The sequence below is a fragment of the Methanospirillum lacunae genome (assembly GCF_003173355.1).
In the GTDB taxonomy this organism is placed as follows: domain Archaea; phylum Halobacteriota; class Methanomicrobia; order Methanomicrobiales; family Methanospirillaceae; genus Methanospirillum; species Methanospirillum lacunae.
In genome coordinates this window covers 393,825-420,081 of sequence record NZ_QGMY01000006.1, presented here as the reverse complement: position 1 = coordinate 420,081, position 26,257 = coordinate 393,825, and the positions used below count along the sequence as shown (strand labels likewise).

Genomic DNA, 26,257 nt, shown 5'->3' with positions numbered 1-26,257 from the left:
ACGATTTCAGTAATGTCTAACTAAGTGTTTTAAGGATAAATCATTATATTAAACGAATGAATATAAAAAATCAGGTATCTGAATTATCCGACTGTCTTCATAAAACAAAATATAAAAACATTATTAAATTTCCACTGAGAAAGTATCCTTTTCAGACATCTACATTTATTAATGAAATCCAAATTATTTTCAATTTTATTTTCGGCCGGAGTAACCTCTTTTCAATATCCCTATTTCCACATATATACCTGAAATTTATATTTAATCGCGAATTAGGGTTACTTCGTAAAATACTGTTTCTAAACGAAGTTGTAGAAACACAAAAAATAAATTTTATAGGAAAAAATTGGTTGGAAAAATCTATCACGTCAGGCCTGATAAAGGTCGAAGGAAATAATTCGATTCGATTTTTGTACCGGATTGTTCCGTATCGTGATTTCTTACTAATTACTTCAAGGTTTGACCGAAATGACTCAGCATTTACATATCTTAGTTATGATTCTCTTTTTTTTGCTGATTTTATTAGGGATCAGTTAGATAAAAGAAAATTTCGGGGGCAAAATGGATTAGATATTTGTTGCGGAGTAGGAATCCTCTCATTAGTCATGAGCAGGTACTGTACTAGGATCTGTGGCGTTGATCTTAATCCTGCCTCTATCAATCTCGCTCAAATGAATGCTGAATTACATGAGATAGTAAATTGTGAATTCTTCAACAAATCATTTCAGGAATGTAACAATAATTTATTTGATCTTGTTGTAGCCAATCCTCCATTTATCCATTTTCCAAAAGTCGTGTCTGGTCCTTTGGATTCAGATGGTGGTGAACCTTATGGGCTTGGTATCACCATTGAAATTATTCATAAAATTCCTCATTTATTAAAAAAAAGTGGTCGTGCCTACATTTTAACACGAAGTCCAATAATAAATGGTATAGATTTTCTATATGAACACATGCTGACATTATTACCTGATGGTTTTAGTTATACATACCATGACTTATCAGATTCAATTGGATCTCATGAATTAGATTCAAATGCTGGTGGTATAGAATGTTTTCACCATGTTATCATTGATATTGTACATAAACAGTATAATCATCGAAAAAAAATTACGTATCCCTTTTTGTTCCGAAACACCCATTTATTTTAATATCTATCGATGATTATGAATGCCATAACAATTAATGGAAGACATGTTGGAGATGGATATCCAGCATATATAATTGCAGAAATTGGAATAAACCATAATGGGAATGTTTCACTTGCAAAAGACATGATCGCTGCTGCATGGAGCAGTGGGGCTGATGCAGTGAAAATTCAGACGTTTATTACCGATCAATTCCTTCATCCCTCCCATCCCGGATATAATTATGATATAGACGCAGAAATTACCCATGATAATGAACAAGAGATTTGGGATTTTGCAAAAAAACATGGTATCAACCTGTTTTCTACCCCGGAGGAGTTTGCCAGTCTGAATTTCATTGCTCAACAGAATCCCTCGTTAATTAAAATTGCTGCCATGGATTTTAATTATAAAGATCTGATTCAGGCAGTTGCGAAATTGCAGAAGCCCATCATCCTTTCATCAGGTATGAGTACCATGGAAGAAGTACTACAGGCAGTCAGATGGGTTGAAGAAGTGGGAAACACCCAATATATTGTTCTTCATTGTGTTTCGTGTTATCCTGCTGCCGATCATTCATGTAATTTGCGGGTTATTCAGACATTGAAGAGAGTGCTGGATTGTCCTGTTGGTTTTTCTGATCATACAGAGGGAATCCATATTCCATTAGCAGCAGTTGCTCTCGGAGCAAATGTGATTGAAAAACATTTCACAATTGATAAGAACCTGCCAGGCCCGGATCAACGGTGTTCAATGGATCCCTCTGAATTGAAAACATTTATTCAAAATATTCGTGGTATTGAGTCTGCGATGGGTCATGGAAGAAAAATTCCTGCACCGGAAGAAAAAGAACCCCGGAAATTCAAACGTCGTGGAATTTATGCCTCTGGACCGTTAGAACAGGGAACAGTGCTCACAGAAAACCATGTTTTATTCTATGCTCCTTCGCATCATAATTGCAATGTGACTGATTGGGATTTGATGAAAAACCGCGTTTTGAATAAAAAAGTTAACAAAATGGATCCAATTTTTATTGACGATCTATATTAAACAGGATTATTAAATGACGATTAATCTTTCCCAGGAGATCTGTGATACTTATCTGAGATGTCCTGTCTGTCACATTGAACAAAAATTACAATATGATGGTCATTTGAACCGGATAACATGTAACAATTGTAACACAATATTTCCTATTTCCCATGATATACCTGCACTAATGCATCATGATGAGATTCATCCTTTGAGTCATCAGTTCCTTGGATTGGAACAAAAGGCAGGCAATCAAAAAAATCCCTTTAAATATCGTAGGATCAGTGTTTTTCATGTAATTCTGAGTGAATTTTTATATTTTATCATCAGTGTTCTCTTCTGGATTAAAAAGCCGCGGACATTTATTCATAATTGGTATAGGTGGATTACCGGGACTCCTTATAGCAATGACGTCCAAAGAGCACTTTACTATGGATGGAATAATTATTTTAATCTGTTGCTCAAAGGAGGTGAAATTAGTGCTTTTAGCAAGATGGGTTCATTTATTTCTGAACCTTCATTGGAGATTGGATGCGGCTCATGTGAAACAACAAACATGATTTTTCGTGACAAAAAGAATGTAACCTTTGGTTGTGAGTATTTCATGAATAATTTCCACAATACATCTGGAGAGATGTATCGGGTTATTCATCATTATGTTGGTGGTTCAATTTCATCTCTCCCATTCTCCTCAAATGCATTCCAAAGTGTATACATGGTCCACATTATTGATCATATATCCCTTCTTGATATCTGGTTTAAAGAGTTATATAGAATCCTGAAGCCTGGAGGATTTCTGGTGATGGACACGTACTCAAAATACGTGTTTGATCTTTTACCGGGTGTCCGTTACCGATCGTTCATCTCAAAAAAATGGGCCCTTAATTATAAAACCTGGAGAGAAACAACCGAAAATCCCTATCGTGGAGGAATACCGCTAAAGTCAGATAATGAGTATTATGCCACTGGAAGAAATTTGTTTACTATTGAAGAGTGGAAGGAAACCGGGGAGAAATATGGTTTTCACCTCATAGAACATCATTTTTTTACCGGAAAATTGTTTGCGTTATTTATGGATCTGGAATATCGTGGTTATTATCCCTCAATTACGAGCACTCTTCCAATTTATATGGCAATTGATGAGACTATCAAATCAGAGAAAACATCAACCCTGTCAGAAGAAGATGCAGGAAATGTCATTTTGGTTTTTCAGAAGAAGTGCTAATCACTATGAAGAATCTAATTTTCCGGGTTGATGGAGGGAATGTGTGGGGAGTATCAATGGGACATGTGAAACGAACTCTTCACCTGGCAACCGAGCTTCGTCAAAAATATAATATAACCTTTTTAATGCAGGATTATTCTGATGGTGTACAATATGTACAGGATAATGGATGGATGGTATCTACAATCCCTATTGGGATGGATTGCTCCAGATATCTTCTTGAATATTGTGAACGAGTCAACCCTGATAAGATAATATTTGATTTACCAGAATTTAACTATCCTGATTTCACCAAATATGCCCGGAAAAATAAAATAGATCTAATTGTCTTTGATATTAAGGGTCTGGTCAAGGGTGATCCTTCCTGTATAATCAATGATTCATTTGTCTCTGAATTTGTTCAGTATGATAATGTTGGTAAAGAAACGAAATTGTTTTCAGGACCTGAATATTTCCTTCTTCCTCGGGACTACCTGGTAGTTAAAAAACCGATAATTAGAGAAGAAGTTAAAAATGTCGTTATTTCGATGGGAGGATCGGACCCCGCTGGATTAACGATCAAAATTCTCTCAAAATTGCCTCTTCAGGCTTCTCTTCACTATCATGTAATAATGGGTCCTGCCTTCCAACATTATCAGGATATTGCTCAATTATGTAATGGAATCTCAAACGTGACGTTATACAAAGATCCACAAAATTTTATTGATATTCTGGCAAATGCAGATATTGCAATAATTGCAGCCGGTAGAACACTGTTTGAATGTTCATATCTCGGATTACCCGTGGTAATTATCCCCTCAATTGATCATGAAAGTTCAACTGCAAATGAGTATTCCAGGATGACCGGATCAGTTAATCTGGGAATTTGGAAATCTGAAGAAACTCCGGATAAACTGGATAAAACTATGGAACTATACCTGAATAATTTTGAGTTACGAAAAAAAATGTCTGAATCTGCAAAGAAAATAATTGATGGTAAGGGAATTTCCCGAATTCTGGACATTATCGCACTACATTAATTATTATGCCTGCCTGGACAATTCCTGACAAAAAAATCGTTGCAATAATAAAAAGTATTGAGGATGCCTATGATACAAATTCCCTAATCATTTTTGGGGTAAATTATTGGCCTCTGATTAGACTTGAGATCCGTGAACAATTGATTAATCAGGAAAAATTTAATTTTAATAAAACTGAGAAATCAGAGAGCGTTATTAAAACAAAAGGCAAACCTTCAAATTTGTGGAAAAAAATAAAAAGTTTTTATGTTCTGTGGGAAAAAATTTTCCATGAGTGTCTTTTTAGATGTAGGGGGATCAAAAAAATTTCAGGTACCCGGACAGATTGCCTTTTTCTGACATTGGATGGTGATCATCGGGAAATTTTAAATGACAAAAAATATAGTGCTGAATTTGATCCACTTATTCAACAGATACCTGCAAATATTAAAGTGAAAAAAATTTTATACGATTGTGGCAGGCATAATGAGAATTCATATTATATTCCTGCTCATGGTGTAAATCCAAAAGGTTATCCCATTCAGTTCATTATTCTAAAAAAATATTTCAAAGTAAAAACCTGGAAATCCATCAATATAGATATTCTTAATCAGGTAATATCTCAAGAAACTAATGGCCTTGTTCGTCTTGAAAAAGAGGTTATTGTTGACAAGATAACATCATTATTGACCTATAGTAGATTTTTCTGTCATGCATTTCATCAGATAAAACCTAAAATTGTATTTATGTCAACATACTATAACGTAGCATGGATGGGGGCCATTCTGGCAGCAAGAAAGATGAATATCCTGACTGTTGATGTCCAGCATGGTTGTCAGGGGAAGATACATTACATGTATTCATTCTGGTCAAAAACTCCAAAAGAGGGCTACGACCTATTACCACAGTTCTTTTGGGTATGGTCTGAATATTTTGCACGTGTCCATAGGGAATGGATACCGTCAGACTGTTCCAAACACAAAGTAATAATCGGAGGGCATTTCTGGATGTATAAATGGATAAATAGTAATTTTAATCATTTTAATCCGGAATGCAATCTCTTTTTCAATGAACTATCATCATATGAAAAAATTATCCTCGTAACAGTAGATTATACAAACCCTCCGATTCTTCCACATCTGCTTGATGCAATAAAAAAAACTTCTGGCCGATGGATGTGGCTCATTCGTCTTCATCCACTTCTTAAATCAAATCTCTATGACTTTTTGAATTTTTTCTCTAGTAATGGTATTGTTAATGTGGAAATAGAAAAAACGAACACTTACCCCCTTTATCCACTTCTGGAAAAGGTAGATCACCATGTTAGTTATATGTCAACAGTAAGTTTTGAAGCAGCCGCTTTTGAAAAACCTACGACAATAATTCACAATGTGGGATTCGTTAATATGTATAAATTCATTCAATCCGGAAATTTTTCTTATGCAGATTCTTCAGAGGAATTAATTAGTTCTATTGAGCACCCGATTTCGGATTTTGAAGATTTGAAAAAAATACTGAATGTCAATTTTGTCGATTCTAATATTGCATTAAACAATTTGTTTAAAGAAGCAGGAATTTCATGCCATCTTACATTAAAGGAGAATAACCAGTAAAATTTATCCATCATTTTATAATGATCTCTTTTGTGCGATGTATTTTTTATTTTTTATATATCTGTGCTTATTATAAGTGATATTAATGATTGAAATGTCAATAATTTACAGTTTTTCGTAGAGTATGAGAGTCATCAATGTAAATGTAACAAAATTAAAAATATACTCATTAATTATAATATTTAAACAGTTAAGGATAAAAATGTGTGATCGAGTATCATTAATCCGAAAAATGCCTAAACCATTAAAAGAGATTCTACGTTTTATAAGAAATAAATTGATAGATAAAAAATCATCTGAAATGGCATTTTGGAGGAACAGACTTAATATTGATAGTGGCGTTTTTAAAAATTCTCATTATCAGCGACTGATGTTAGGGATTGCCCAGGAACCTGACGATACCTTTTTAAGAGGAAAAATAGTAGCTGATTTTGGCTGTGGTCCAAGGGGGAGTTTGGTTTGGACTACATCACCAAGTTTACGAATAGGGATAGATGTGCTTGCAGATAAGTACGCTGATGAATTTAAGGATAATATTATTTCTCATAATATGATATATCTTAAATCTACTGAAGATGTAATACCCCTCCCTTCAAATTTTGTTGATGTACTATTTACTTTAAATGCCCTTGATCATGTCGATTCTTTTCCAAATATGTGTAGTGAGATTATCAGAATATTAAAGCCCGGAGGAGAATTTATCGGAAGTTTTAATCTGGATGAACTTCCAACACCAACTGAACCTCAAAAACTTGACGAAGAATCTATTCATCAATATTTATTAAATAAACTTAATGTGGAATCCTACAGGATAACAAATCAACGAAAAGATGAAGGATATGAAGCATTCTTTCATGGCAATCTGTCATATGAAAAAGGTAAGCCCGGGTATCTTTGGGTACGGGCACAAAAATTAACATTGTAATCAGTGATAATTCGAGAATTTAATTGTAGAAAAACTTTCACGTGAACTGTAATAAATATCGCAACTAAAAAATTGATAGTACTAAAAAAGGAAATCAAGTACCGCTTAATATCATGTTTATTTCTTCCCGATCCGGATAATTAATTAAAACTGCCTTTTTTCTCCCGAAATATACAAATATGCTTCCTGCCGCTGCTGCTGAAGCACCTCCATCATGTATAACCTTTTTAATATCATCATAACTTCCGGCACCCCCGAGACCTATAACCGGTATTCTGACCCGATCAGTGATCTTTCGAATCAGATTAATATCATATCCCGACATCATCCCATCATTATCAATAGAGTGGATGATGATCTCGCCTGCTCCTGCTTCTGCAATTATTTCTGCACATTGTAATGGCTCTAAATTGGTCTCTTCAGTCCCTCCATGAGTCCAGACGTTGTACGAACCATTCACCCGTCTTCTGACATCAATTGAGACTACAATACTCTGAGATCCGAATTCTCGTGCAGCATTTGTAATAAAATCCGGATATTTAATTGCATAAGAGGAAATACAGACCTTTTCAACACCCGACCGAAACAACTGATGCATATCCTCAAGTGAGCGAACTCCTCCCCCGTAGGTAATTGGCATCCAACTTTCATCAGAAATCTTAGAGATGAGATCTAATGGAATATTGGATGTATCTGTTCGGGATGCCATGATATCAAGAATCATCAGCTCATCTACTTCATAGTCATTAAAAATTTTAATGGCGTAAATAGGTTCGCTGATATGATTTGGGTTCTTGAACTGGATTGTCTTGACAAAAAGACCATCCTTTAAAAGCAGACATGGGATTACACGCTTTTGGAGCATCAAATCAGAGCCTTGCAAAATTTTTCATGAGTTGCTTTCCCTGTTTATGACTTTTTTCCGGATGGAACTGAACACCCCACACGAGATCCCGCCCTATGACAGATGAAAAATCATATCCGTAATTCGTTGTCGCGATTACATCAGAACATACGACACATATTGGATGAAACGAATGAACGAAATAAAATCTGCTGTTGTCTGGAATCGAGTCGAAGAGAGGAGAATTATTTCTAATGCGAACTTCATTCCAACCCATATGGGGAAGAGGGAGAATGTTATTTTCAAATCTAAATCGTTTTGTTTCTCCTTCAATGAGGCCTAGTCCGTCTCCGTTTCCCTCCTCACTTCTTTGTGTCAGTAAATGCATACCAAGACATATTCCAAGAATTGGCACCTTTTCATGTATGATACGCCTCCTCAGTAAACCACAGATCTCAAGATTTGACAGATTTTTAGCCCCGGTGCCAAAATTTCCCACTCCTGGAAGAATAATCCGATCTGCAGCTTCAATGGATTCTATCGATGATGATATCTGAACTTCTTCTCCCATTTGAACGAACTTTGCTGCAATAGAATGTACATTCCCAAGTCCGTAATCTAGAACAAGAATCATAAATCAAATTTGTTTCGGTCCGATAAGATTGCGGATGATGCGGATGTACTGTGAACTATGAGCATAATCCGAGTTTTTACGTGGTGGCGCTGAAAGTATATCATCCATCATTGAATCAGATATTTCAAGTTTATTCATTATATATCGTCGATCATCTTTCTCCTGATCAGCTGAGTAGAAAACATCATTCATTTTTGCCATCGCTTCATCTTTTGTCATCTGACCCGATCGGATTAATGCAGAGAAATCCGTCCCTCTCTTATCGATTCCAAATTTAGTTGGGAGGTAGTATCCAAAAGCCCACCTGGTAAATATTGATTCGAAGTGGTGTCCACCATACCATTGCCAATTTAGTTCTCTCTCCATCAATTGCATTGCATCACGATAGGCAAAGTTCAGGTAATTCAGGGGATGAATTGTAGTAAGGCCGTTTAAACGATATTGCAATTGCTGAAAAAACGATCTTATTGGATATTTTTTAAGTGAAAGTTTACCATGCTTTTTATATACATCTCTGATAAAATCTGCATCTATACATGACCATTCTCGTGGTATCGGGCCCTCCCCCCTGAAATAACCTCCGCTAATGATATATGAGATTTTATTATCATATGCATATTGAAAAAGAGTGGAAATAATTGCATGATCGAGTGGTGCATCTATAGCAGGGATTGAAGCTTTAAAAAATGCCATCTGTAAATCCTTATACTCCTCCCAATCAACTACAAATGTGTGGAGATCTACATCCAGCTTTCTGCAAGCATTTTTAATATTCTGAACAGCAATTTTTGAATCCATATTATTATCAAAATGAACTGCGAGAGGATTGAGACCCCATTCTTTAAGGAGATACAGGCAGTATGTACTGTCACGTCCTCCACTAAGGCCAATTATTGAATCGTACTCTTTACTTCTTCCATCATTCTTCACTTTCTGAATCAAACTAGGTAATATGGATGATTTTTCATCATTACTTGAGTATTTCAAGTTCATACTCTCGTATTTCCGACAGTATGAACATATCCCTTCTTCATCAAAGAATATATCCGGAAATGTATTATCCAGAATACACCGGTTACAAGTTATTGTATTTATAGTATCACCCCTGGTAAAGAAATTTAACAATCATAATATGATTGAATCGCTTTACATACGACTTCGACCTGTTCACTCATCATTTCCGGATACATTGGAAGGGACAAGGTTCGATTCTGAAATTTCCATGATACCGGAAAATCATCTTTATTATTGTTCATACCTGAATAAGCGGTAACGAATGGAAGAAATTTTGGATAATGAATTGCTGTTTGTATCCCTTTCTCTTCAAGAAACATTGCCAGATTATCACGTTTATCAGCTTCAACTGCATATACATGAAATACGTGAGAGGATTTATCACGGATTTTTGGCACAGAAATTTCGGATAAGTTTTGAAGTTTTAATTTGTATTCATCAGCGATCATCTGTCGTTTTGCATTCCACCGTTCAACGTATCGCATTTTTACAAGCAAAACTGCAGCTTGAATCCCATCAAGACGACTGTTGATTCCTTCAAATAGATGATCATGCTTCTTTAATGAACCGTGATTTGCATACCTCCTCATTTTCTCTGCAAGTTTACTATCATTACATGTGATACAACCGCCATCACCATAAGCACCCAGGTTTTTACTTGGATAAAAACTAAATGTCCCAACATCTCCCAGGTTTCCTACTTTCTTCCCATGATATTCTGCGAAATGAGCCTGTGCACAATCTTCTATGAGAAATAAATTCCGATCCTCACAAATATCGCGGATTGGATCCATATCAGCCGGTTGGCCGTATATATGAACCGGAAGAATCGCCTTTGTATCTTTAGTTATCTTCTGTTCTATTAAAGAAGGATCGATTGTATAGTAATCTGGTTCGATATCTACGAAAACAGGTTTTGCACCGGTTATGCTTACACTTTCGGGTGTTGAGATCCAACTATGAGCGGATGTGAGTACCTCATCACCCCTTTTAATTCCCAGGCACTTTAAAGCAATATGCAAGGCGTCAGTCCCATTGCCAACACCTAAACAATGTTCAACTCCACACATGGATGCAAATGAGTTTTCTAACTGCTGCACATAAGTTCCTCTAATAAAAGAAGCAGAGGATATTACCTCATTTATGATTGTATCAATTTCATTTTTAATGAGATTATACTGAGTTATTAGATCAACAAATGGAATTTTTTCAGACATTATTTACCTGAATTATCGTATTGTTCGGATGAACTGCAAGAATTTTTTGTGTTCGATAGCAAAGTTGCCTGAGTACTTGGTGTGGTGAGGAACTGAGCATGTCACAACAGAGCCCAGAGATATATTTGCCCCATCTCCGATTACTAAGTTGTTTGAAATCGTTGAATTTGGACCTATCCAGACATTTGAACCTATGACTAAATTACCAGATAATATCGTTCCTGCACCGATTAGTGTTTTTTCCCCAATGGTTACATCATGGGCAATGTCAACGCCATTGGCAATCATACAATTCTGCCCGACACGGGTATTTCCTCCAAATATACCTGAGCACACCGTAACATTTGCTTGCAATTCAGACCCCTCTCCAATATCAACACCTCCTGAGTGAATACCCTTATAGATCTTATCAGCGTATCTTTGTGGATAAAATCCCTCAGTCCCGATGATACTTCCTGCTCTGATGATTACATCCGAACCTATTGTTACATTTTTATTGATTACCACATTTGGATGGATAATTGTTCTTTCTCCTATTGAAACGTTGTTTTCTGCAATTATTGCAGAAGGAGAAACCTTTGCAGTAGGGTGAATATTAGTTAAAAATTTACTTTTAGAATAAAAATCGGTGTTTAATGCTAAATAATTATGAAGCTCAAGAAAGGAACGTCGTGGTTCTGACGAATATGCAATACCTATGTGAGATGGTATGTTGCAAATAAAATCAGGAAAGGTAATTATGCAACTAATAGAACTATTATTAAGAAGTATAGGTAAGTATGAGAGATCAGTTAAGAAACTGAGGACTTCATCCCCGGAATATCTTAGAATTCCTAGTGATAAAAAATTACCATCATTATGGATTTTGAAAAATGATGGACAATCACTTAATTTCATACCAACTTACACCGAGATAGTATATCTACTACTTTCCTGGCATGTTCAGGCCCTGAAATACATTGTGTTTTACCGTTTATACAATCTATAAAATGCTGAATCTCAACCATCAGCGGTTCTTCATAATTTATTTTGGGAATTAAAATATCTCCTGACCTGTATGAAAAAAAGTACGACGATGGAGAATCATAGTCCATATTTTCCCCGAGAATTGCTTTTTTATCTATCCCTTTGTCAAAAATTACGACCTTATCCTCCTTCATATCATCATATATAACCATTTTTTCTGATCCAACTATAGTAATCTGACGAACTTTTCTCGGGTCCAGCCAACTGACATGAATATTTGCCAATATCTTTTGTGGATATCTAATTGTAAGAAAAACAACATCTTCAATATTATCCTGGATGAAATCCATGCCATGTCTGAAAACAGCATCTGGTTTTGGATCATTCAGCCAATACTGTAGTATACTAATGTCGTGTGGTGCAAAATTCCATAGTGCATCTACATCTGAACGAATTCGTCCAAGATTTAGGCGTTGGGAGTAAATATAACGGATTTTTCCCAGAGAATCTGAATTTATTAGATTCTTAATATAACGGACAGCACTATTGTACAGAAACGTATGCCCTACCATTGCAACTTTGGATTTCTCGCTCGCGATCTGATGAATCATATCTACTTCATGAATAGAGGTTGCGAGTGGTTTTTCTACCAGAATATGCTTTCCATGATGAAGTGCCGCCATTGCAAGACTATAATGGGTATGAACAGGTGTTGAAATGATGACTGCATCAATATCCGGATCTAGAAATACAGATTCAGGCGATTCAAGAGTTATAATATTTGAATACAGGTTATTTACATATGTACGTCGTTCCAGTGAGATATCAACAACATATTTCACCTGGCACTCAGTATTATTCCTTAATGTTCTCAAAATATTAGGTCCCCAGTAGCCGATTCCAATCTGGGCAACCTGAATCATAATCCCTTACCATTAATCGTATTAATCACCTATTATATCTGTCAGAATTCTAGCATATTTTTCAGACATTTTCCTCTGTGAGTATGGGAATAACTTTGATTTATCACCAGTATATTTAACGAATCCGGTTCGATTGAATTGTTTATAGGTATTAAGTATAATTTCTTTTGTTTCTTCCTTTGAACTGGCAATACTACCCGCTCCCACATCTCTGATAACCTGATTTGCTACTGAATCTGGATAACCAATTGAGAGTATTGGTCGACAGGCTGCCAGATAATCAAATAATTTTCCAGTATACATGCCTTTATCATGAGGATCATTCCAGGTTAGAAGGAGAAGGATTTGTGAGGAACGTTGTACTGCCAGTGCCTCATCTCTGGTTACATGACCATGGACTTTAACAATGTTTTGCACTCCAAGATTCCTGATCTCATCATATAACCAATGTGGTGAATCCCCATAAAAATTGATCTCTATCTCATCCTGATCAATATTATTCTCTTCAATCAGTTCTTTGATAGCATATAATAACAATCCGGGATCACGACGACCATAACGCAATGTTCCTGTATAGGTAATCGAGAATTTTAAATCTAAAACATTTGCATTCAATTGAAGTAAATCTTCATCAAATCCGTTTTGAATAACTTCTATTTGATGATCAGGATGCACCATTTGAAGTTCATGTGCATACGAGTCAGAGACTGAAACGATCCTTGATGCATTACTTATAGTTTTAATCTCTAATTTCCGCTCGATTCTTCGTCTGATATTGGAGTACTCATAATATGGACCTTCAGTCCAGAGATCTCTGAAATCCGCAATCCAGGGAATATTGTATTGGGAACTAATGTCGTGTCCGATAAGATGGCAGGTGAAGGGGCAGGATGAACTTATAATTGCGTCAACATTCTGATTCTGAATATATTTTTCAAACGCGTTTATTGCCTCTGAATGCCATAGTTTTGCGTCATCGGGATAAAGAAACATTTCTTTCCATAAGAGATATAAGCGATTTCTTATACTCCTCCCTTCTTTTTTAGAATCTAATCCTACTTTTTCACGAATTCTTTTATTTGGGTTTATACCTATTTTTGTTTTCCATTCGCCGAGCACACTCCGACATGGGGTCGTAATGAGAATGGATTTAATAATATCCTCTTTGTTTTCAAAATCTGATATTGTAAGGATTACTGGTTCCCAACCAAAAACTGGTAAATATTTTGTTAAACCTTGAATACGAATTGATCCAATTTCATTGAGTTGATTATAGAAGTAAGAAATTAATAAAACTTTTTTCATACAAAACCCACCCACTTTTATTATTGAATTTATTCAGAAACTTTTATGCGAATAACCTTATAAGAAATTGGTAGTGACTATATTTATATGCAAATGAGGGTTTAATTCCCAACTTTAAACAAAAATGAGTAACAAAACATTTGATTGTTTCTGTTTACATCGGAAACCGCGTGTTATGGAACCCTTTATGATCTTTGGATTCAGATAATTGAATATACAACGCATACTTCCAATGAAAAATAGAGAATAATATGTCGATATAATGTTATGATAAAAAATTTTAAACAATTCATCTCTAAAAAATCTCATCATCCTGGATTGATAGGTTTTTTTACAAATCCTTTTTATTACTCTAGAAAAGGAATACTTGATGAAATAAAAAGAAATGTTCCTGATAAATCTGATATAGTTCTTGATCTTGGATGTGGAAAAAAACCATATTTTGATCTTTTCAAGACTTCTACATATATAGGATTAGATACCCCTCTTTCAGGTCATTCACATATGGATGAACCCATCGATGTATTTTTTGATGGGAAAAGCATTCCTATAAAAAATAACACAATTGATACAGTTTTGATGATTGAAGTATTAGAACATGTTAAGGATACGAATAGGTTGTTGAGTGATGTAAATCGGATAATAACGTATGAAGGAAGATTAATCCTAACTGTTCCATTTATTTGGGAAGAACATGAAATACCATATGATTTTTACCGATTCACATCATTTGGGATTGCAAATAAATTATCAAACAATGGTTTTACTATCCAATATATGACAAAGATTATTCCAGATTTTAGGGTATTGACCCTTTTGATGAATTGTTTCTTAAGAACAGTCTTTATTCAGAAAATAAATAATATTATTATTAGAACAACATTTTCAATTTTTATTTACTCATTAATTAATATCTTAGGATTGGTCGGTTATTATATACTACCCAAGAATGGGTGTATGTTTTTTGGAACTTTTATAATTGCAAAAAAATCAGGAAATCAATGAATTATAAAGCCTCATATACTTTGATCCGATAATTTTTTCTGCATAATTCTCCTCTGCGTATGAACGGCAAGCGTTTTGAATAATTAACGGATCTTTTTTAATAATTGTTAATGCTTCCAATATTTTATCACTCATCAGTTCATAATTAATATCTTCGACGAGCCATCCTGTTTTTTCAGGAATTATCATCTCTGGGATACCTCCTATATTAAAGCCGATTACGGGAGTACCGACTGATAATGACTCCATAATTACATTTGGTAAATTATCAGCAATGGAGGGATGAACGAGGAGATCTGCGGCAGAATACACTATAGGCATTAATTCTTTGGAAATATATCCCAGGTGATATACAGGAAATTTATGTTTTAATCCCTTTATCTTATCCCCATTTCCCATTAAAATAAAAGATATTTTTGCTTCAGGATGATTATTAGACAATGACTCAATTATGGCGCCTATACCTTTTCTTTTTTCATTAAGATCATGCGAAGTTAATAAAATTGTTTGATTTGAATCAAATATGCCCAGTTCTTTTTTAGATTTAATGGTATCACGAGGATAATACTCAGTTAAATTTATACAATTGGGAATTACCATAATCTGTTTTTCTTCCCAAAATCCTCGTGTTGCTTGAGATTTTAACCAATTTGATGGGGTAACGGCATACAAATTTTTATTTGATACAATATTATACCGGTTTTTATTCCATTGTGTATGAATAAACTTTTTGGAACAAATAATTGGTATATTAATACGAGGACAGTTATTACATCCACATAAAAATTGCTCACATTCAAATGTATAAACGCATCTTCCTGTAAAACTGCTCATATCATGCAGAGTCCATATTGTTGGGATTAACCTGCTACACCAGGCAACAAAATCCGACGACCAAAAAGCTTGCTTGATATTGTGAATGTTGATAATATCCGGCTTTTCTTTAATAATTATTGTTTTAACTTTATCAAAAAAATATCGGGTAGAAAAATAAAATGATAAAGGATATGAGGTTTTTTTTAGAACTTTAAATAGAAACTCTTGATTTTTTTCGTATTTTATAATTATATGGACAATTCGCGAATGAATAATTGGTGTCCTGACCAGACTAATAAATATTACTTCACAACCACAGGATGCTAATGCCAATGCAATTCTTCGAGAAGCAATTTCTGCTCCACCCATTATCGGGCTTCCTGAAATCATTAGTATTTTCATCTTGATAACTCGGATTATGAGTATTATTTATTATCTTAAGGAGATCTTTAGTATATTGAATTATATATTCGACAATATTTTTTGGTCACATGTTCAGTATTAAATCTTTCGAGTACCCTCTGCCGATTATATCTCCCCATGTCTTTCCTGAGATTTTCGTCTTCAGCCAGATACCTGACTGCGTCAGCAAATCCAGATACATCATCTATCTCACAGAGAATCCCTCCTTTATCCTGTTGAACAAGTTCCGGAAGACTTGAAGTATTCGTTGTAACTATTGGTTTTTTACATGCCATTGCTTCAGCAACACAGAGACCGAACCCTTCAAGCCGCGAGGGAAACAAGAGCATGTCACAGAGATTATATGCCTGTACAAGTTCCTGAGTTCCCATCTTTCCTAATGAACGAATATTTCTGGAAGGGATGTCTCTATTGGTCCGTAGTCCTGTCGTCGTCAAAAGAAGGAATCCATCGCCTAGTTCCTCCATAATCGGGCGGAGAAGATCTGCTCCTTTTCGACGTAGATGGTTTCCGACATATAGAAGAACTGTGGTCTTTTCATCAATACCCCAATCTGTTTTGTAAACATGAGATGGACTAAACAGCGATGTATCGATTCCACAGTAGATCATTTTAGAATCTGAATAACCAAAAATTTCCTCTAGTTTGTCCTGAGTATAATGGCTTATTGTGGTTACCAGATCAGCGGAATCAAGACTTTTTTGTTCACATTTGAAGATATGCCTATAATAAGATCTCTGTAGAGGAGTTGTGTATGGCTTTAACAATGGATCATGAGTTACATGATACTCAGTAACAACAAGTGGTTGACTCCGCTTAAAACCATATCCATTCCAGGTATTGGCATGGATAATATCATACCCTGATGAATTACACAGCCTGCCGGCAAATGATGGTATATACCCGGACCATGAAGGGATGTACTGGATTTCAGCATTCACTGATGATTTGTTTAGTCCAAACACCAGATTTAAAGTAAAAACATCAGATCCTGAACCTGCAGATAATAATGGAAATAGTATTTTCATAAATCATCCTAAATTTTATTTTTCTAGCTATTGAATCTCGGTTGGATTCTTGGATACAAGACCTAGTAAAATCATCGAAAATTTCTGCGATTAAGATCTCCTGGTAGGTTTTATAGAGACAGGAATAATGAAATGAATGATAATAATCCCTCCTGAACTTTGAGATCCAGTCAATTCTTTTTGACAATATTATCTATCATATTGTTATCTGCTATAAATTGCATTCTAACTGCTTTCTTTATTCATCGATAATTTTTGAATAATTAATTTTTTAGGGTATCCTTTTTGGCGATCGGGCATGTTACTTGTTCAATACCTTTTTGTATATATCAACAAATTGTGCCGAAATGATGTCCCATGAAAATCGTTCATTCACTGTTTCTAATCCGGCTTTTTTGAATTTCTCTGCTAACTTCGGATTTTCTAAAACCTGGATTACCGCCTCCGCTAAAACATGAGGCTCTCCCTGGGGAACGAGTAGGCCGTTTACCTTATCAATAATAATATCTGGTATTCCCCCGATATTACTCCCGATTACCGGAATACCAGCGGCCATTGCCTCAAGCAATACAACTCCTAGTCCTTCACATTGACCATTAACTATTCGGGAGGGTAATACTAGGAGATCGGCTATTTTATAATAATCATATAATTCATCTTTTGATAGTCGTCCTGTAAACTTAACTGCATGAGAAATTGAAAAATTATGAGAGTATTGTTTTAATGATTGAAATTCTGGACCATCACCAATAATTATCAACTTGGCGATCGGTTTTTTTTCAAGTATATGTACAAATGCTTTTATGAGAATATCAACACCCTTCAGTTCAATTAATCGACCTACAAATAGAATATTCAGATTTTTTTTCCTATTGATCTGTCTCGTTTTTAATGAAGGTATGGGGGGTATTTGAATGCCCATGCCCATTGGGATGATTGAAATTTTCCTACTATTAGAAATGATAAAAGGTTCTATCATTTTTGCGTTATGTGTACTGTTTGCAGATATTGCATTAGAGTTAGATAATACCATTTTGAGAAATTGTATGTAATATCTATTACTACTGATTATGTAAGCATCAGTTCCGTGAATAGAAATCAGATGTGGTATTCCTAAAAATTTGTGGACAATCGCTCCAATGATACCATGAGGGATAATCCAATGAGTATGTATAAGATCTGGATTCTCTTTTTTTATTATTAAAATAAGGAAAATTAGTTCAAAAAATAAGAAAAATGGAATCTGGATTTTTGCTAAAAGATAACTTTGAAATTGAAAATACAAACCTGGTCCTTCTGATAGGATTTGCATTTTTCTTCGAAAGAAGTAATTAAATCTAAATACTTTAACATTTTCATTCAAAGTATCTGGAGTTTTACTCGTTGTTTTAGGAGCTAAAATACATATTTCGATTCCTTTTTGGGATAAAGCATTAGCGAGTGAAGCAATTATTATGCCGTGTGATTGAGTGATGTTTGAAGGATAAGCACTAGTTATCATAAGGACTTTCATGATACAGTTCAATTAAAAATGTAGATAATCAAATTTAATAATGATTCCTTTAAAATTTTGATAGGATAAATAAATTATATGCAGATAATTACAGATTTTACTCTTGACAAATATAGAGAATTGTGTAATGCTCTAATTTCTTCTCATTTTAAACCACTAAAGATATCTGATTATTGTTCCAGTCTACCGTCTTCTAGTAATAATCGTGTTGTATTAATCCGTCATGATATTGATCGGAATATTAAGAATGCTTTGCGTATAGCCGAATTAGAATATAAATTAAACATTATCTCAACTTTCTATTTTCGATATCCTTATACATTTAATCAAGAAACAATTCAATTAATAAAATCTTTTGGCCATGAGATTGGGTATCACTATGAAGTCATGGCGAAGGCAAAAGGTGATGTTAAAATAGCTGAACAAATATTTCGCAAAGAACTAAAAATGTTCAGAAATATTTCTTCAGTAACCTCGGTTTGTATGCACGGCAGCCCTCTTTCCTCTTATTCGAATTATGATTTTTTTAAAATTTATAAGTTATCTTCATATAATTTAATTTGTGATGCTTATCATTCAATCAATAATGTACCTTATTTTTCAGATACTGGAAGAACCTGGTCTTTTGAATATTCAATGCGAGATCATTTGATTTCTTCAAAAGAACTACCCAAAATTCGAAAAACAGATGATCTCATTGATTGGATTTCCCATACGCGGTATAATATCTGTTATCTAACCATTCATCCAGAGCGTTGGAATGATAGCACCTTTGATTACTTTAAAAGTTATTCATTTGATTTGATTTCAAATGTTGGCAAAAAGGTGGTTTTAATGCCATTACGAAAAAAAGAGTGAAAGTGTTTAAACCCTTTTTCCTTTCATTAACCCTTGGTACATAAATCTGATTATTGGAAGAGGATCTTTAATGGAAGCAATATCATCATGATAGGGAAAAACCATAAAATCCTTTATTATATGTAAAGATTTTTGAGATTTAAAAAGATTATATCGTGTGAGTGTATCAATGCAATAATTCATACTGACAACGTTGATATTGTAATCCATAACCCTTGGGGTATCACCTTCAACTGCCATTTGGTAGAGTAGATAAGGAAAATCAACACCTGAAAGCACAGCAGTATTCAATGAACCCCAGAATCGAGGATTTACTTCAAGTAAATATGGTTCTCCTTCATTATTAAGTTTAAATTCAACCATTGCTACACCATGCCATGAGTTGTGTGATAGTAGTTGTTCTGCTATACTTTCCATTTTCGCATGTTTAGTACTGATACGATATGTACTGGGTCCTCCAGTTATCGGATATTCACGAATCCTTTTATGAGTAAATTTAGCACGAAGTTCTCCCCTGTTATAGAGCATTGAAACTCCATAGCCTACTCCGTTAATATATTCTTGAATAATCGGATATTCATTTGGGGCTAAATTATATGTTAAAATTGTCTTTTGATATTTTTGGCATAGATCATCAGCATTATATGCATATGTCTGGCCTATACTACTTGTTCGGTTTCTTAATTTAATTACTACGGGATATTGAATAATTTCAGAGATTTTTTGTAGTGGATAATTACTAGATGGTAAAAAAGTCTTTGGGATTTTAATTTCTAATTCTTTTGCAATACTCGGTAATTTACTCTTATCACTAAGAGTGAGCATAGTATCATATGAAGCAAGAGGTATTGTAGTATATTTTTCTAGTTTTTCTCTATATTTTGAAATAATTATTGTATCTTTTGAATGTACTGGTATCAATACATCATGATGGTTATGATTTAGAAAATGAGAGAGGGCACTGATGAATTTTTGACTATTAGATGGTGATGGATATAAAAAATTTGAATGACAATATCGAGAAAAAGATGAAATTGAACGATTTTCAGAAGATCCTATTGTAATTGAGATCTTTTTTTCCCCAAGGCTTCTGGCTATGGTTAATGCCTTAATACTTTCTCCTGTTGTTATGAGGACACTCATGTATTGATACCTGTATAATTATTTATTTTGATTGAAAAATATTAACATTAAAAGATATGTTCGATTGAATTAGCGGTAGTTCCTTTTTATTCATATAATATATAATATAAAATGCGTTCCCTCCTATCGAATTATCATAATAATATTGGTAAATAAGAATTCTAATACTGGTTGCCAGAAATAGTAACCATTAGTTTTGTTATAACTGTAAATCACGACATAAAAGAACTGGAATGCTGTTGGGATCATAATCAGCAATCCAAATAGTATTGGAAATGCCTTTTCCGAATTCCAGAACTTTTTACTCAATACTGCTATTCCGAATATCAGGATCAGGAGAACAATTAGAATTCGCATAAAAAAGTATCCATACATATCATATGTAATACCATAAGGAAGAATTAATGTTGTACCTATTACCAGTAACGGAGCGAATAATAGAACAGATACCAGTAAATATTTTAACCATCGTCCCGCTTGATGGCAGATAATCGGGGAAAGAAGAAGGACAGAGATAATCCCAAGAGGGAGATAGATTGGTGAAAAATATCGCATATCGGGAAGACTACCCCCACTAATAGTTGAACCATGTAATACCCTCATATATGCAATAAAAGTAAGAACAGCGATAAAGGTAGAAAAATGGATCATCTGTCTGATATTTGGGGAGTATTGATATCTATATCGTTGGTGGTTGATAATTCCATACAATAGGGCCGGGAGAATAATCGGACAGATAAATAATATGCCAACTCCTCCATTGGTAGGAGAAAAGAGCAGACCGGAAATGTCCTGGAGAATATTTCCTACATCAGGGGTAAAAAAACTAAATATCTGACTTATGTAAGTGATCACTTTCGAACCAATACCGATCTGCATGACATCATTACCCGATGTAAGCACTGAAGTCATGGCGGTCCTACTTGAAGTAATGTAGAGATATTGAGGAGGAATTAGTGGATTTCCTGTCACGGTAAAATTATTTAGGAAAAATGGAGTTAATCCTAGGAAAATACCGAGGATATCTAATAAAAGTTGAGGTATCAATTTATTGAAATTTACACACACTGACCCATTTTGAAATAATAATATGGAAAGAAATTTCCAGATAAAAAGTCCTACCAGGACAATGACACCATATTCTGGTCTCGCCCAACATAAGAGGCCGGAGATAATAAATAGGGCAAACCACTTTAAATTTGTCGGTTTTGTTAGGATATTTGAAAAAATCCAGAATATTGTGGTTAATAAAAATGCGATAAGGAGATGATCTTTTGCGGATGCAGACCAGAAAAAGTATGTGGAACAACAAATTACTGATAAAGTCCCGATAATCGCTGTCTGGCGATCCAATGAAAGGTTCCGAAAAATGGAATAAACCATTGGTGCTATTAGAGCGAATAAAACCTCATTTGTGAAGATTACTGCTGCGGATTCAATGGGACTGTCTTGAAAAGAAGCAGAAAATGGCTGATAGAAATATAGATTTGCAAGAAATAATCCAAAAAATAGGAATATAGTTATCCATAGAATATATGTCGGTAACTTTTTGTCAGATTTACCAATTAACCAGATACATGCGAGTAAGGCACAAATACTGCAACAAAACCAGAGAGTTAGGAAAACTAATCGGAATAATTCCCCGGACCCTATAATCAGAAACAATACAGGTAATGATATAACCGGTAGGAAGATACTATATGCAAGATAATTCCCTCGAGATGTAAAATATGCTGATTCTTCTCCAAATATTGTTTTACCAAACTTTCCTTCATTTTCTATGAGTTGTGAACCAGTAGCAAGTTGGTTTAATTGGTTAACAGTAATCCATTCATCATTGACAAGTAATGAAGGTGATGAGAGGCCAAATGCGATAGAAAAGGACAGACTTGCCAGAATAAAGAGGATTATGTAATCTGAATTTTTAAATAATTCTCGAACATTCATTTGCATAGTATTGAGCGCTAACATTATAGACCGTTCCGTTTTAATTCCGCTCACTCTATCTGGAAAGAGGAACAAATGTTCTGCTATGAGGTCTTACCGATATCTGATTAGTCTGTTCATACTTCAGTTCTTCTGTATAGGAATAATATGTGGAAATGGAGTCTGGGCAAATGAGGCGGATATTCAACTTCAAGATGCTAAAACTCATTACATTAATGGTGATTTCAACGATTCTTTTACGGAAATAAATGAATACCTCGCTCTTTATCCGACAAATGCATCGGCTTGGAATCTTAATGGGTTAATTTTAATGAGTAATGGAACATACAGCTCGGCTGAAGTATCCTTTTTAAAAGCGTTAAATTCTACCCCACAAGATGCGAGGATTCTCTATAATTTAGGTCTTGTGACATTTAGACGAGGTAACCTTAGTGAAGCTGATATGTATTTTAATCAGTCACTACTTCTGGATCCAGTTTTTCCTGATACGTATTTTTACCAGGGGCTTGTTCAATATGGTCTTGCCCATTATGATAAGGCCGTAAATTTGCTACAAACTGTGACAACATTACGTCCTGAGGATCCTGCAGCGTGGTTTAATCTCGGCATGGCTTATGAAAAAACTCGGCAATATGACCGCGCGGTTATGGCATATGATTCTGCAATTGAAAAAGATCCTTCATATTCAAAACCCTGGTTTTTTAAAGGACGTATATATAGTTCTTTTGGAAATGCAAGTATGGCATTAACTTCGTTTGATAAATACGTACAACTTGAACCAACTGATGATGTTGGTTGGTTTTGGTATTCGCAAAGTTTGAAAAGAACAGATCATGTTAATGAATCGATTGATGCTCTAAACAAGGCGATTAGTTTGAATCCTACGAATCAGGAATATCAAAGATATCTTGATGTCTATTCAGGAAAGTATACGAATACTGTTGCAGAATATTTATTTGCAGCTCCATCATCATCATTTCTAATGACATTCTTTGGATTACTTATTGTATTAGGTTTGGTAGCCATAATAAGAAAATAGAAAAAAGGGGATACTAGAAAAAATATTGACAACTTGAATATGTTCTCTCTGGGTTGAAGTGATAAAGATTAAAAAAAAGCATCATATTTTGGAAAATATGGTTAAATTTATACAATTTATGAGATAACCCCCTTAAGCGATCAGATTTGTACCATAGATTAAGTATGTACCATGAAGGGTCTGGTTGACAAAAGACCATTTGTAGTATTATTCGTGAAATCTACCGAATTTGAATTATCTTTTTTTAAGGTAAGGTATAAAAAAACTGTTTGTTATTCAAACTTCTCATCACAAAAAATGGGTATGATAAGGACAATTAGGATTAAACAATCACTCCGCCAGCATATCCACTACCCAATGACTTGGAAATGAGTGAAGATGCTCCAACTTTTGGTTTGATTTCAAGAGTGAAACTGGATCCCGGTCCTGGCCGGTTTGCTGCAGCAAGAGCTATGGTAATCTTTGCTCTATCTCCTGGTTGCAGAAGACCAACAGAATTTGCGTCAGTACCAGTTACAATTGTAACTGCCCCACCATTCAGAGTCCAGAGAAAATCTACATCACTCAGTTTCTGGGGCTGACCACCTTCAGGAATTGAGAGATAGAGCGTAAGGGTGGTAATATCACTTGCATCACCATATAACTGCCCATCAAGGACAATGTTAGATGTTGATTGTTTGATTCCTGAGTATGTTACTTCTTGAGACTTCTGGGTTGCAAAGAACCCTGCTCCTAACATAACGTAGGAGAAAACTGCAGCCACGACGACAAACGCAATCAGAACGATTGCTGCCTCAAGGCCCGAAAATGCTAATTCCTTTTTCATGTTAAAAACCCCTTTTTCAGGATTACAGGTAATTGTTCTTATATGTAATATTTGTTTCTTTCAATGTGGATCTTATTTTTTTCTAGAAATGAAAATGAGTAAATCACAGATTCATATTATACTTAACGCCAGAGTAAATTCTGAATGACATTCTCTTATTCAAATTTATAGAAATTTAGGATTAAAAGGATGCTAAATTAGGAGTATTTAAAATTTGAATTTCTGTCGCTGAGTATAATAATTGAAAAATTGTTACTATTAAGTAATTTTTATTCCATAATCTGGTTAGTAGAATCGGACACGGATATTCATACAATATTTTGAAATAATGTTGGTATATTAATCAAAGATTTTTTTATGAATTGATTCTTCCCTTATCTTTAAATGCGAACATTTTAAACATCCTAAATGTTCACGGGAGGAAATGATAATACTATTTAAAAGAGAACTATACGCAAAAAGCAGAATCACTGCCTTCATATATTACGAATGAATGGTTGAATTGATCAAAAAAAGAGAGGATTAAACAATCACTCCACCAGCATATCCACTGCCAAGCGACTTGGATATGAGTGAGGATGCTCCAACCTTTGGCTTAACTTCAAGAGTGAAACTGGATCCCGGTCCTGGCCGGTTTGCTGCAACAAGTGCAATGGTAATCTTTGCTCTGTCTCCTGGTTGTAGAAGACCAACAGAACCTGCGTCAGTACCTGTTACAATTGTAACAGCTCCACCATTCAGAGTCCAGAGGTAGTCCACATCACTCAGTTTCTGTGGCTGGCCGCCTTCAGGAATTGAGAGGTAAAGTGTCAGTGAGGTAATATCACTTGCATCACCATATAACTGACCATCAAGGACGATGTTAGATGTTGACTGTTTGATACCTGAATATGTAACTTCCTGTGACTTCTGGGTTGCGAAGAACCCTGCTCCCAGCATAACGTAGGAGAAAACTGCGGCCACGACGACAAACGCAATCAGAACGATTGCTGCTTCAAGGCCTGAAAATGCTGACTCATTCTTCATTTCTATACTTCCTGTTCGGTTCACCCGAACATGATATTGTTATTTTAAATAGCAATAAAGGTTTTGGTAACTCTTTTATTGGATTATCCTCATATAAACTGTTACCCTCTTCATCCCAAATGGTTGGCATTACAACCAACACTTGATTCTTCAAGGGGGTTATATGACTTTTGATAGAATGATCCCGTTTATCCTGTTCTTTTTTATGATCAAAATAAATCCATTGACCATATGGATTCATGGTCTATCATTCATGCTAACAGATGTTCAAGAATAATAACTGGCATCACAAATGTGGGCCATTTTCATCCCAACTTTGCGACTAACAAGATGAAGGTGTTCCTGGTTGTGTTTGAATAGGCCAAAATGAAATCAAACTAAAAACTGATACAATTAAGCCAAAAAAATACACTCTCGTATCGATACCGTTTCCCTTGTTGATAAACGGTTTGAAATCTTGATTTTTGCGTTATTTTTGGAAATACAAGACGAGGGGTATCAATCTCAATAATCAGCTTCGAACTCTCATCAGTTACATATTGACTGATAATTTCACCATAAAAAGGTCTCATGACTGGATCAACCGGCCTGAGGTGTTACGAGGCAATAATCATTTGAGTTATTACACAGGTATTTGTCTCGCTGGTCCAGTTTGAGATCCCGGAATTGAAACATATTTCAACAAGATTCATTATAGCATCGCTCTCAAATTTCACAGTTATGGTTGATTCGTGGATGAGGAAGACAAAAAGGATTTTTTCATTCCAATAATGATCCCATTAACACGATGGTTTTGTACCATAAGTGGGT

The 26,257-nt window shown here is 34.9% G+C and carries 23 protein-coding genes; 9 read left to right on the top strand and 14 right to left on the bottom strand.

Features of this window, described 5'->3' with window-relative positions; all coding sequences use genetic code 11:
- Positions 1-56 precede the first annotated feature (56 nt).
- From DK846_RS07845 to DK846_RS07820, 6 genes are all read left to right on the top strand, one after another.
- Entirely contained in the window at positions 57-1,151 is a 1,095-nt protein-coding gene (locus DK846_RS07845) for a methyltransferase (RefSeq protein WP_109968364.1), read from the top strand.
- A 15-nt stretch (positions 1,152-1,166) separates the two neighbouring features.
- Positions 1,167-2,177, top strand: a complete 1,011-nt coding sequence (locus DK846_RS07840; RefSeq protein WP_181391679.1) for an N-acetylneuraminate synthase family protein — start codon at positions 1,167-1,169, stop codon at positions 2,175-2,177.
- A gap of 13 nt (positions 2,178-2,190) precedes the next feature.
- A complete protein-coding gene (locus DK846_RS18200; RefSeq protein ID WP_109968362.1) occupies positions 2,191-3,384 on the top strand; it encodes a class I SAM-dependent methyltransferase in 1,194 nt (397 codons plus the stop codon).
- 5 nt (positions 3,385-3,389) lie between these two features.
- Positions 3,390-4,403 carry a PseG/SpsG family protein gene (locus tag DK846_RS07830; protein WP_109968361.1) on the top strand — a complete coding sequence of 338 codons (1,014 nt, stop codon included), beginning with the start codon at positions 3,390-3,392 and terminating at the stop codon, positions 4,401-4,403.
- A 5-nt stretch (positions 4,404-4,408) separates the two neighbouring features.
- On the top strand, positions 4,409-5,995 hold the full coding sequence (locus DK846_RS07825; RefSeq protein WP_109968360.1) for a hypothetical protein: 1,587 nt from the start codon (positions 4,409-4,411) through the stop codon (positions 5,993-5,995).
- Positions 5,996-6,119: 124 nt separating this feature from the next.
- Complete coding sequence (locus tag DK846_RS07820; RefSeq protein ID WP_109968359.1) at positions 6,120-6,920, top strand: methyltransferase domain-containing protein; 801 nt, start codon at positions 6,120-6,122, stop codon at positions 6,918-6,920.
- A gap of 94 nt (positions 6,921-7,014) precedes the next feature.
- Here DK846_RS07820 and DK846_RS07815 read toward each other — a convergent pair whose 3' ends face one another.
- The 7 genes from DK846_RS07815 to DK846_RS07785 are packed head-to-tail and all read right to left on the bottom strand — an operon-like array spanning position 7,015 to position 13,511.
- Positions 7,015-7,785 (bottom strand): AglZ/HisF2 family acetamidino modification protein, encoded by a 771-nt coding sequence (locus DK846_RS07815; RefSeq protein WP_109968358.1) that lies wholly within the window; start codon positions 7,783-7,785, stop codon positions 7,015-7,017.
- A gap of 4 nt (positions 7,786-7,789) precedes the next feature.
- Complete coding sequence (hisH, locus tag DK846_RS07810) at positions 7,790-8,398, bottom strand: imidazole glycerol phosphate synthase subunit HisH (RefSeq protein ID WP_109968357.1); 609 nt, start codon at positions 8,396-8,398, stop codon at positions 7,790-7,792.
- Positions 8,399-8,401: 3 nt separating this feature from the next.
- Positions 8,402-9,523, bottom strand: a complete 1,122-nt coding sequence (locus DK846_RS07805) for an N-acetyl sugar amidotransferase (RefSeq protein ID WP_109968356.1) — start codon at positions 9,521-9,523, stop codon at positions 8,402-8,404.
- Positions 9,517-10,629 carry a DegT/DnrJ/EryC1/StrS family aminotransferase gene (locus DK846_RS07800; protein ID WP_109968355.1) on the bottom strand — a complete coding sequence of 371 codons (1,113 nt, stop codon included), beginning with the start codon at positions 10,627-10,629 and terminating at the stop codon, positions 9,517-9,519. Before DK846_RS07800 ends, DK846_RS07805 begins: the two co-directional genes overlap by 7 nt.
- A gap of 12 nt (positions 10,630-10,641) precedes the next feature.
- Entirely contained in the window at positions 10,642-11,526 is an 885-nt protein-coding gene (locus tag DK846_RS07795) for a UDP-3-O-(3-hydroxymyristoyl)glucosamine N-acyltransferase (RefSeq protein ID WP_109968354.1), read from the bottom strand.
- A complete protein-coding gene (locus tag DK846_RS07790) occupies positions 11,523-12,518 on the bottom strand; it encodes a Gfo/Idh/MocA family protein (protein ID WP_109968353.1) in 996 nt (331 codons plus the stop codon). Before DK846_RS07790 ends, DK846_RS07795 begins: the two co-directional genes overlap by 4 nt.
- A gap of 21 nt (positions 12,519-12,539) precedes the next feature.
- Complete coding sequence (locus tag DK846_RS07785) at positions 12,540-13,511, bottom strand: glycosyltransferase (protein ID WP_181391677.1); 972 nt, start codon at positions 13,509-13,511, stop codon at positions 12,540-12,542.
- A gap of 579 nt (positions 13,512-14,090) precedes the next feature.
- On the opposite strand from DK846_RS07785, the gene DK846_RS07780 reads away from it, so the two are divergent.
- Positions 14,091-14,828, top strand: coding sequence for a methyltransferase domain-containing protein (locus DK846_RS07780; RefSeq protein WP_109968351.1), 738 nt, complete (start codon positions 14,091-14,093; stop codon positions 14,826-14,828).
- On the opposite strand, the gene DK846_RS07775 is transcribed toward DK846_RS07780, so the two are convergent.
- The 3 genes from DK846_RS07775 to DK846_RS07765 form a co-directional block, all read right to left on the bottom strand.
- Positions 14,814-16,013 carry a glycosyltransferase gene (locus DK846_RS07775; RefSeq protein ID WP_181391676.1) on the bottom strand — a complete coding sequence of 400 codons (1,200 nt, stop codon included), beginning with the start codon at positions 16,011-16,013 and terminating at the stop codon, positions 14,814-14,816. The genes DK846_RS07780 and DK846_RS07775 overlap by 15 nt on opposite strands.
- An 80-nt stretch (positions 16,014-16,093) precedes the next feature.
- Positions 16,094-17,095, bottom strand: coding sequence for a glycosyltransferase family 4 protein (locus DK846_RS07770; RefSeq protein ID WP_109968349.1), 1,002 nt, complete (start codon positions 17,093-17,095; stop codon positions 16,094-16,096).
- 301 nt (positions 17,096-17,396) lie between these two features.
- On the bottom strand, positions 17,397-18,596 hold the full coding sequence (locus DK846_RS07765; protein WP_181391675.1) for a glycosyltransferase family 4 protein: 1,200 nt from the start codon (positions 18,594-18,596) through the stop codon (positions 17,397-17,399).
- A 90-nt stretch (positions 18,597-18,686) separates the two neighbouring features.
- Here DK846_RS07765 and DK846_RS17455 point away from each other — a divergent pair, with 90 nt between their 5' ends.
- The gene (locus tag DK846_RS17455) at positions 18,687-19,466 is read left to right on the top strand and encodes a hypothetical protein (protein ID WP_146201174.1); all 780 of its coding nucleotides are present in this window, start codon (positions 18,687-18,689) and stop codon (positions 19,464-19,466) included.
- Between the two features lie 6 nt (positions 19,467-19,472).
- Here DK846_RS17455 and DK846_RS07755 read toward each other — a convergent pair whose 3' ends face one another.
- The gene (locus tag DK846_RS07755) at positions 19,473-20,609 is read right to left on the bottom strand and encodes a carboxylate--amine ligase (RefSeq protein WP_109968346.1); all 1,137 of its coding nucleotides are present in this window, start codon (positions 20,607-20,609) and stop codon (positions 19,473-19,475) included.
- Between the two features lie 123 nt (positions 20,610-20,732).
- A complete protein-coding gene (locus DK846_RS17450) occupies positions 20,733-21,521 on the bottom strand; it encodes a hypothetical protein (protein ID WP_146201173.1) in 789 nt (262 codons plus the stop codon).
- 1,120 nt (positions 21,522-22,641) lie between these two features.
- Between DK846_RS17450 and DK846_RS07745 the strand changes: the two genes are divergently transcribed.
- Positions 22,642-23,595 (top strand): tetratricopeptide repeat protein, encoded by a 954-nt coding sequence (locus tag DK846_RS07745; RefSeq protein WP_109968344.1) that lies wholly within the window; start codon positions 22,642-22,644, stop codon positions 23,593-23,595.
- Positions 23,596-23,917: 322 nt separating this feature from the next.
- On the opposite strand, the gene DK846_RS07740 is transcribed toward DK846_RS07745, so the two are convergent.
- Together DK846_RS07740 and DK846_RS07735 are read right to left on the bottom strand one after the other, a co-directional pair.
- Entirely contained in the window at positions 23,918-24,421 is a 504-nt protein-coding gene (locus tag DK846_RS07740; protein ID WP_109968343.1) for an archaellin/type IV pilin N-terminal domain-containing protein, read from the bottom strand.
- 522 nt (positions 24,422-24,943) lie between these two features.
- Positions 24,944-25,447, bottom strand: a complete 504-nt coding sequence (locus DK846_RS07735) for an archaellin/type IV pilin N-terminal domain-containing protein (RefSeq protein WP_109968342.1) — start codon at positions 25,445-25,447, stop codon at positions 24,944-24,946.
- Positions 25,448-26,257: the final 810 nt, after the last annotated feature.

What these genes read in the sequence shown, in the direction of transcription:
- DK846_RS07845 (WP_109968364.1), top strand. Translation starts at nt 57, where the DNA reads ATGAATATAAAAAATCAGGTATCTGAATTATCCGACTGTCTTCATAAA.
- DK846_RS07840 (WP_181391679.1), top strand. Translation starts at nt 1,167, where the DNA reads ATGAATGCCATAACAATTAATGGAAGACATGTTGGAGATGGATATCCA.
- DK846_RS18200 (WP_109968362.1), top strand. Translation starts at nt 2,191, where the DNA reads ATGACGATTAATCTTTCCCAGGAGATCTGTGATACTTATCTGAGATGT.
- DK846_RS07830 (WP_109968361.1), top strand. Translation starts at nt 3,390, where the DNA reads ATGAAGAATCTAATTTTCCGGGTTGATGGAGGGAATGTGTGGGGAGTA.
- DK846_RS07825 (WP_109968360.1), top strand. Translation starts at nt 4,409, where the DNA reads ATGCCTGCCTGGACAATTCCTGACAAAAAAATCGTTGCAATAATAAAA.
- DK846_RS07820 (WP_109968359.1), top strand. Translation starts at nt 6,120, where the DNA reads ATGAGAGTCATCAATGTAAATGTAACAAAATTAAAAATATACTCATTA.
- DK846_RS07815 (WP_109968358.1), bottom strand. Translation starts at nt 7,785, where the DNA reads ATGCTCCAAAAGCGTGTAATCCCATGTCTGCTTTTAAAGGATGGTCTT.
- hisH (WP_109968357.1), bottom strand. Translation starts at nt 8,398, where the DNA reads ATGATTCTTGTTCTAGATTACGGACTTGGGAATGTACATTCTATTGCA.
- DK846_RS07800 (WP_109968355.1), bottom strand. Translation starts at nt 10,629, where the DNA reads ATGTCTGAAAAAATTCCATTTGTTGATCTAATAACTCAGTATAATCTC.
- DK846_RS07795 (WP_109968354.1), bottom strand. Translation starts at nt 11,526, where the DNA reads ATGAAATTAAGTGATTGTCCATCATTTTTCAAAATCCATAATGATGGT.
- DK846_RS07790 (WP_109968353.1), bottom strand. Translation starts at nt 12,518, where the DNA reads ATGATTCAGGTTGCCCAGATTGGAATCGGCTACTGGGGACCTAATATT.
- DK846_RS07785 (WP_181391677.1), bottom strand. Translation starts at nt 13,511, where the DNA reads ATGTTTCTTTATCCCGATGACGCAAAACTATGGCATTCAGAGGCAATA.
- DK846_RS07780 (WP_109968351.1), top strand. Translation starts at nt 14,091, where the DNA reads ATGATAAAAAATTTTAAACAATTCATCTCTAAAAAATCTCATCATCCT.
- DK846_RS07775 (WP_181391676.1), bottom strand. Translation starts at nt 16,013, where the DNA reads ATGGGTGGAGCAGAAATTGCTTCTCGAAGAATTGCATTGGCATTAGCA.
- DK846_RS07770 (WP_109968349.1), bottom strand. Translation starts at nt 17,095, where the DNA reads ATGAAAATACTATTTCCATTATTATCTGCAGGTTCAGGATCTGATGTT.
- DK846_RS07765 (WP_181391675.1), bottom strand. Translation starts at nt 18,596, where the DNA reads ATGATAACTAGTGCTTATCCTTCAAACATCACTCAATCACACGGCATA.
- DK846_RS17455 (WP_146201174.1), top strand. Translation starts at nt 18,687, where the DNA reads ATGCAGATAATTACAGATTTTACTCTTGACAAATATAGAGAATTGTGT.
- DK846_RS07755 (WP_109968346.1), bottom strand. Translation starts at nt 20,609, where the DNA reads ATGAGTGTCCTCATAACAACAGGAGAAAGTATTAAGGCATTAACCATA.
- DK846_RS17450 (WP_146201173.1), bottom strand. Translation starts at nt 21,521, where the DNA reads ATGACTTCAGTGCTTACATCGGGTAATGATGTCATGCAGATCGGTATT.
- DK846_RS07745 (WP_109968344.1), top strand. Translation starts at nt 22,642, where the DNA reads ATGAGGTCTTACCGATATCTGATTAGTCTGTTCATACTTCAGTTCTTC.
- DK846_RS07740 (WP_109968343.1), bottom strand. Translation starts at nt 24,421, where the DNA reads ATGAAAAAGGAATTAGCATTTTCGGGCCTTGAGGCAGCAATCGTTCTG.
- DK846_RS07735 (WP_109968342.1), bottom strand. Translation starts at nt 25,447, where the DNA reads ATGAAGAATGAGTCAGCATTTTCAGGCCTTGAAGCAGCAATCGTTCTG.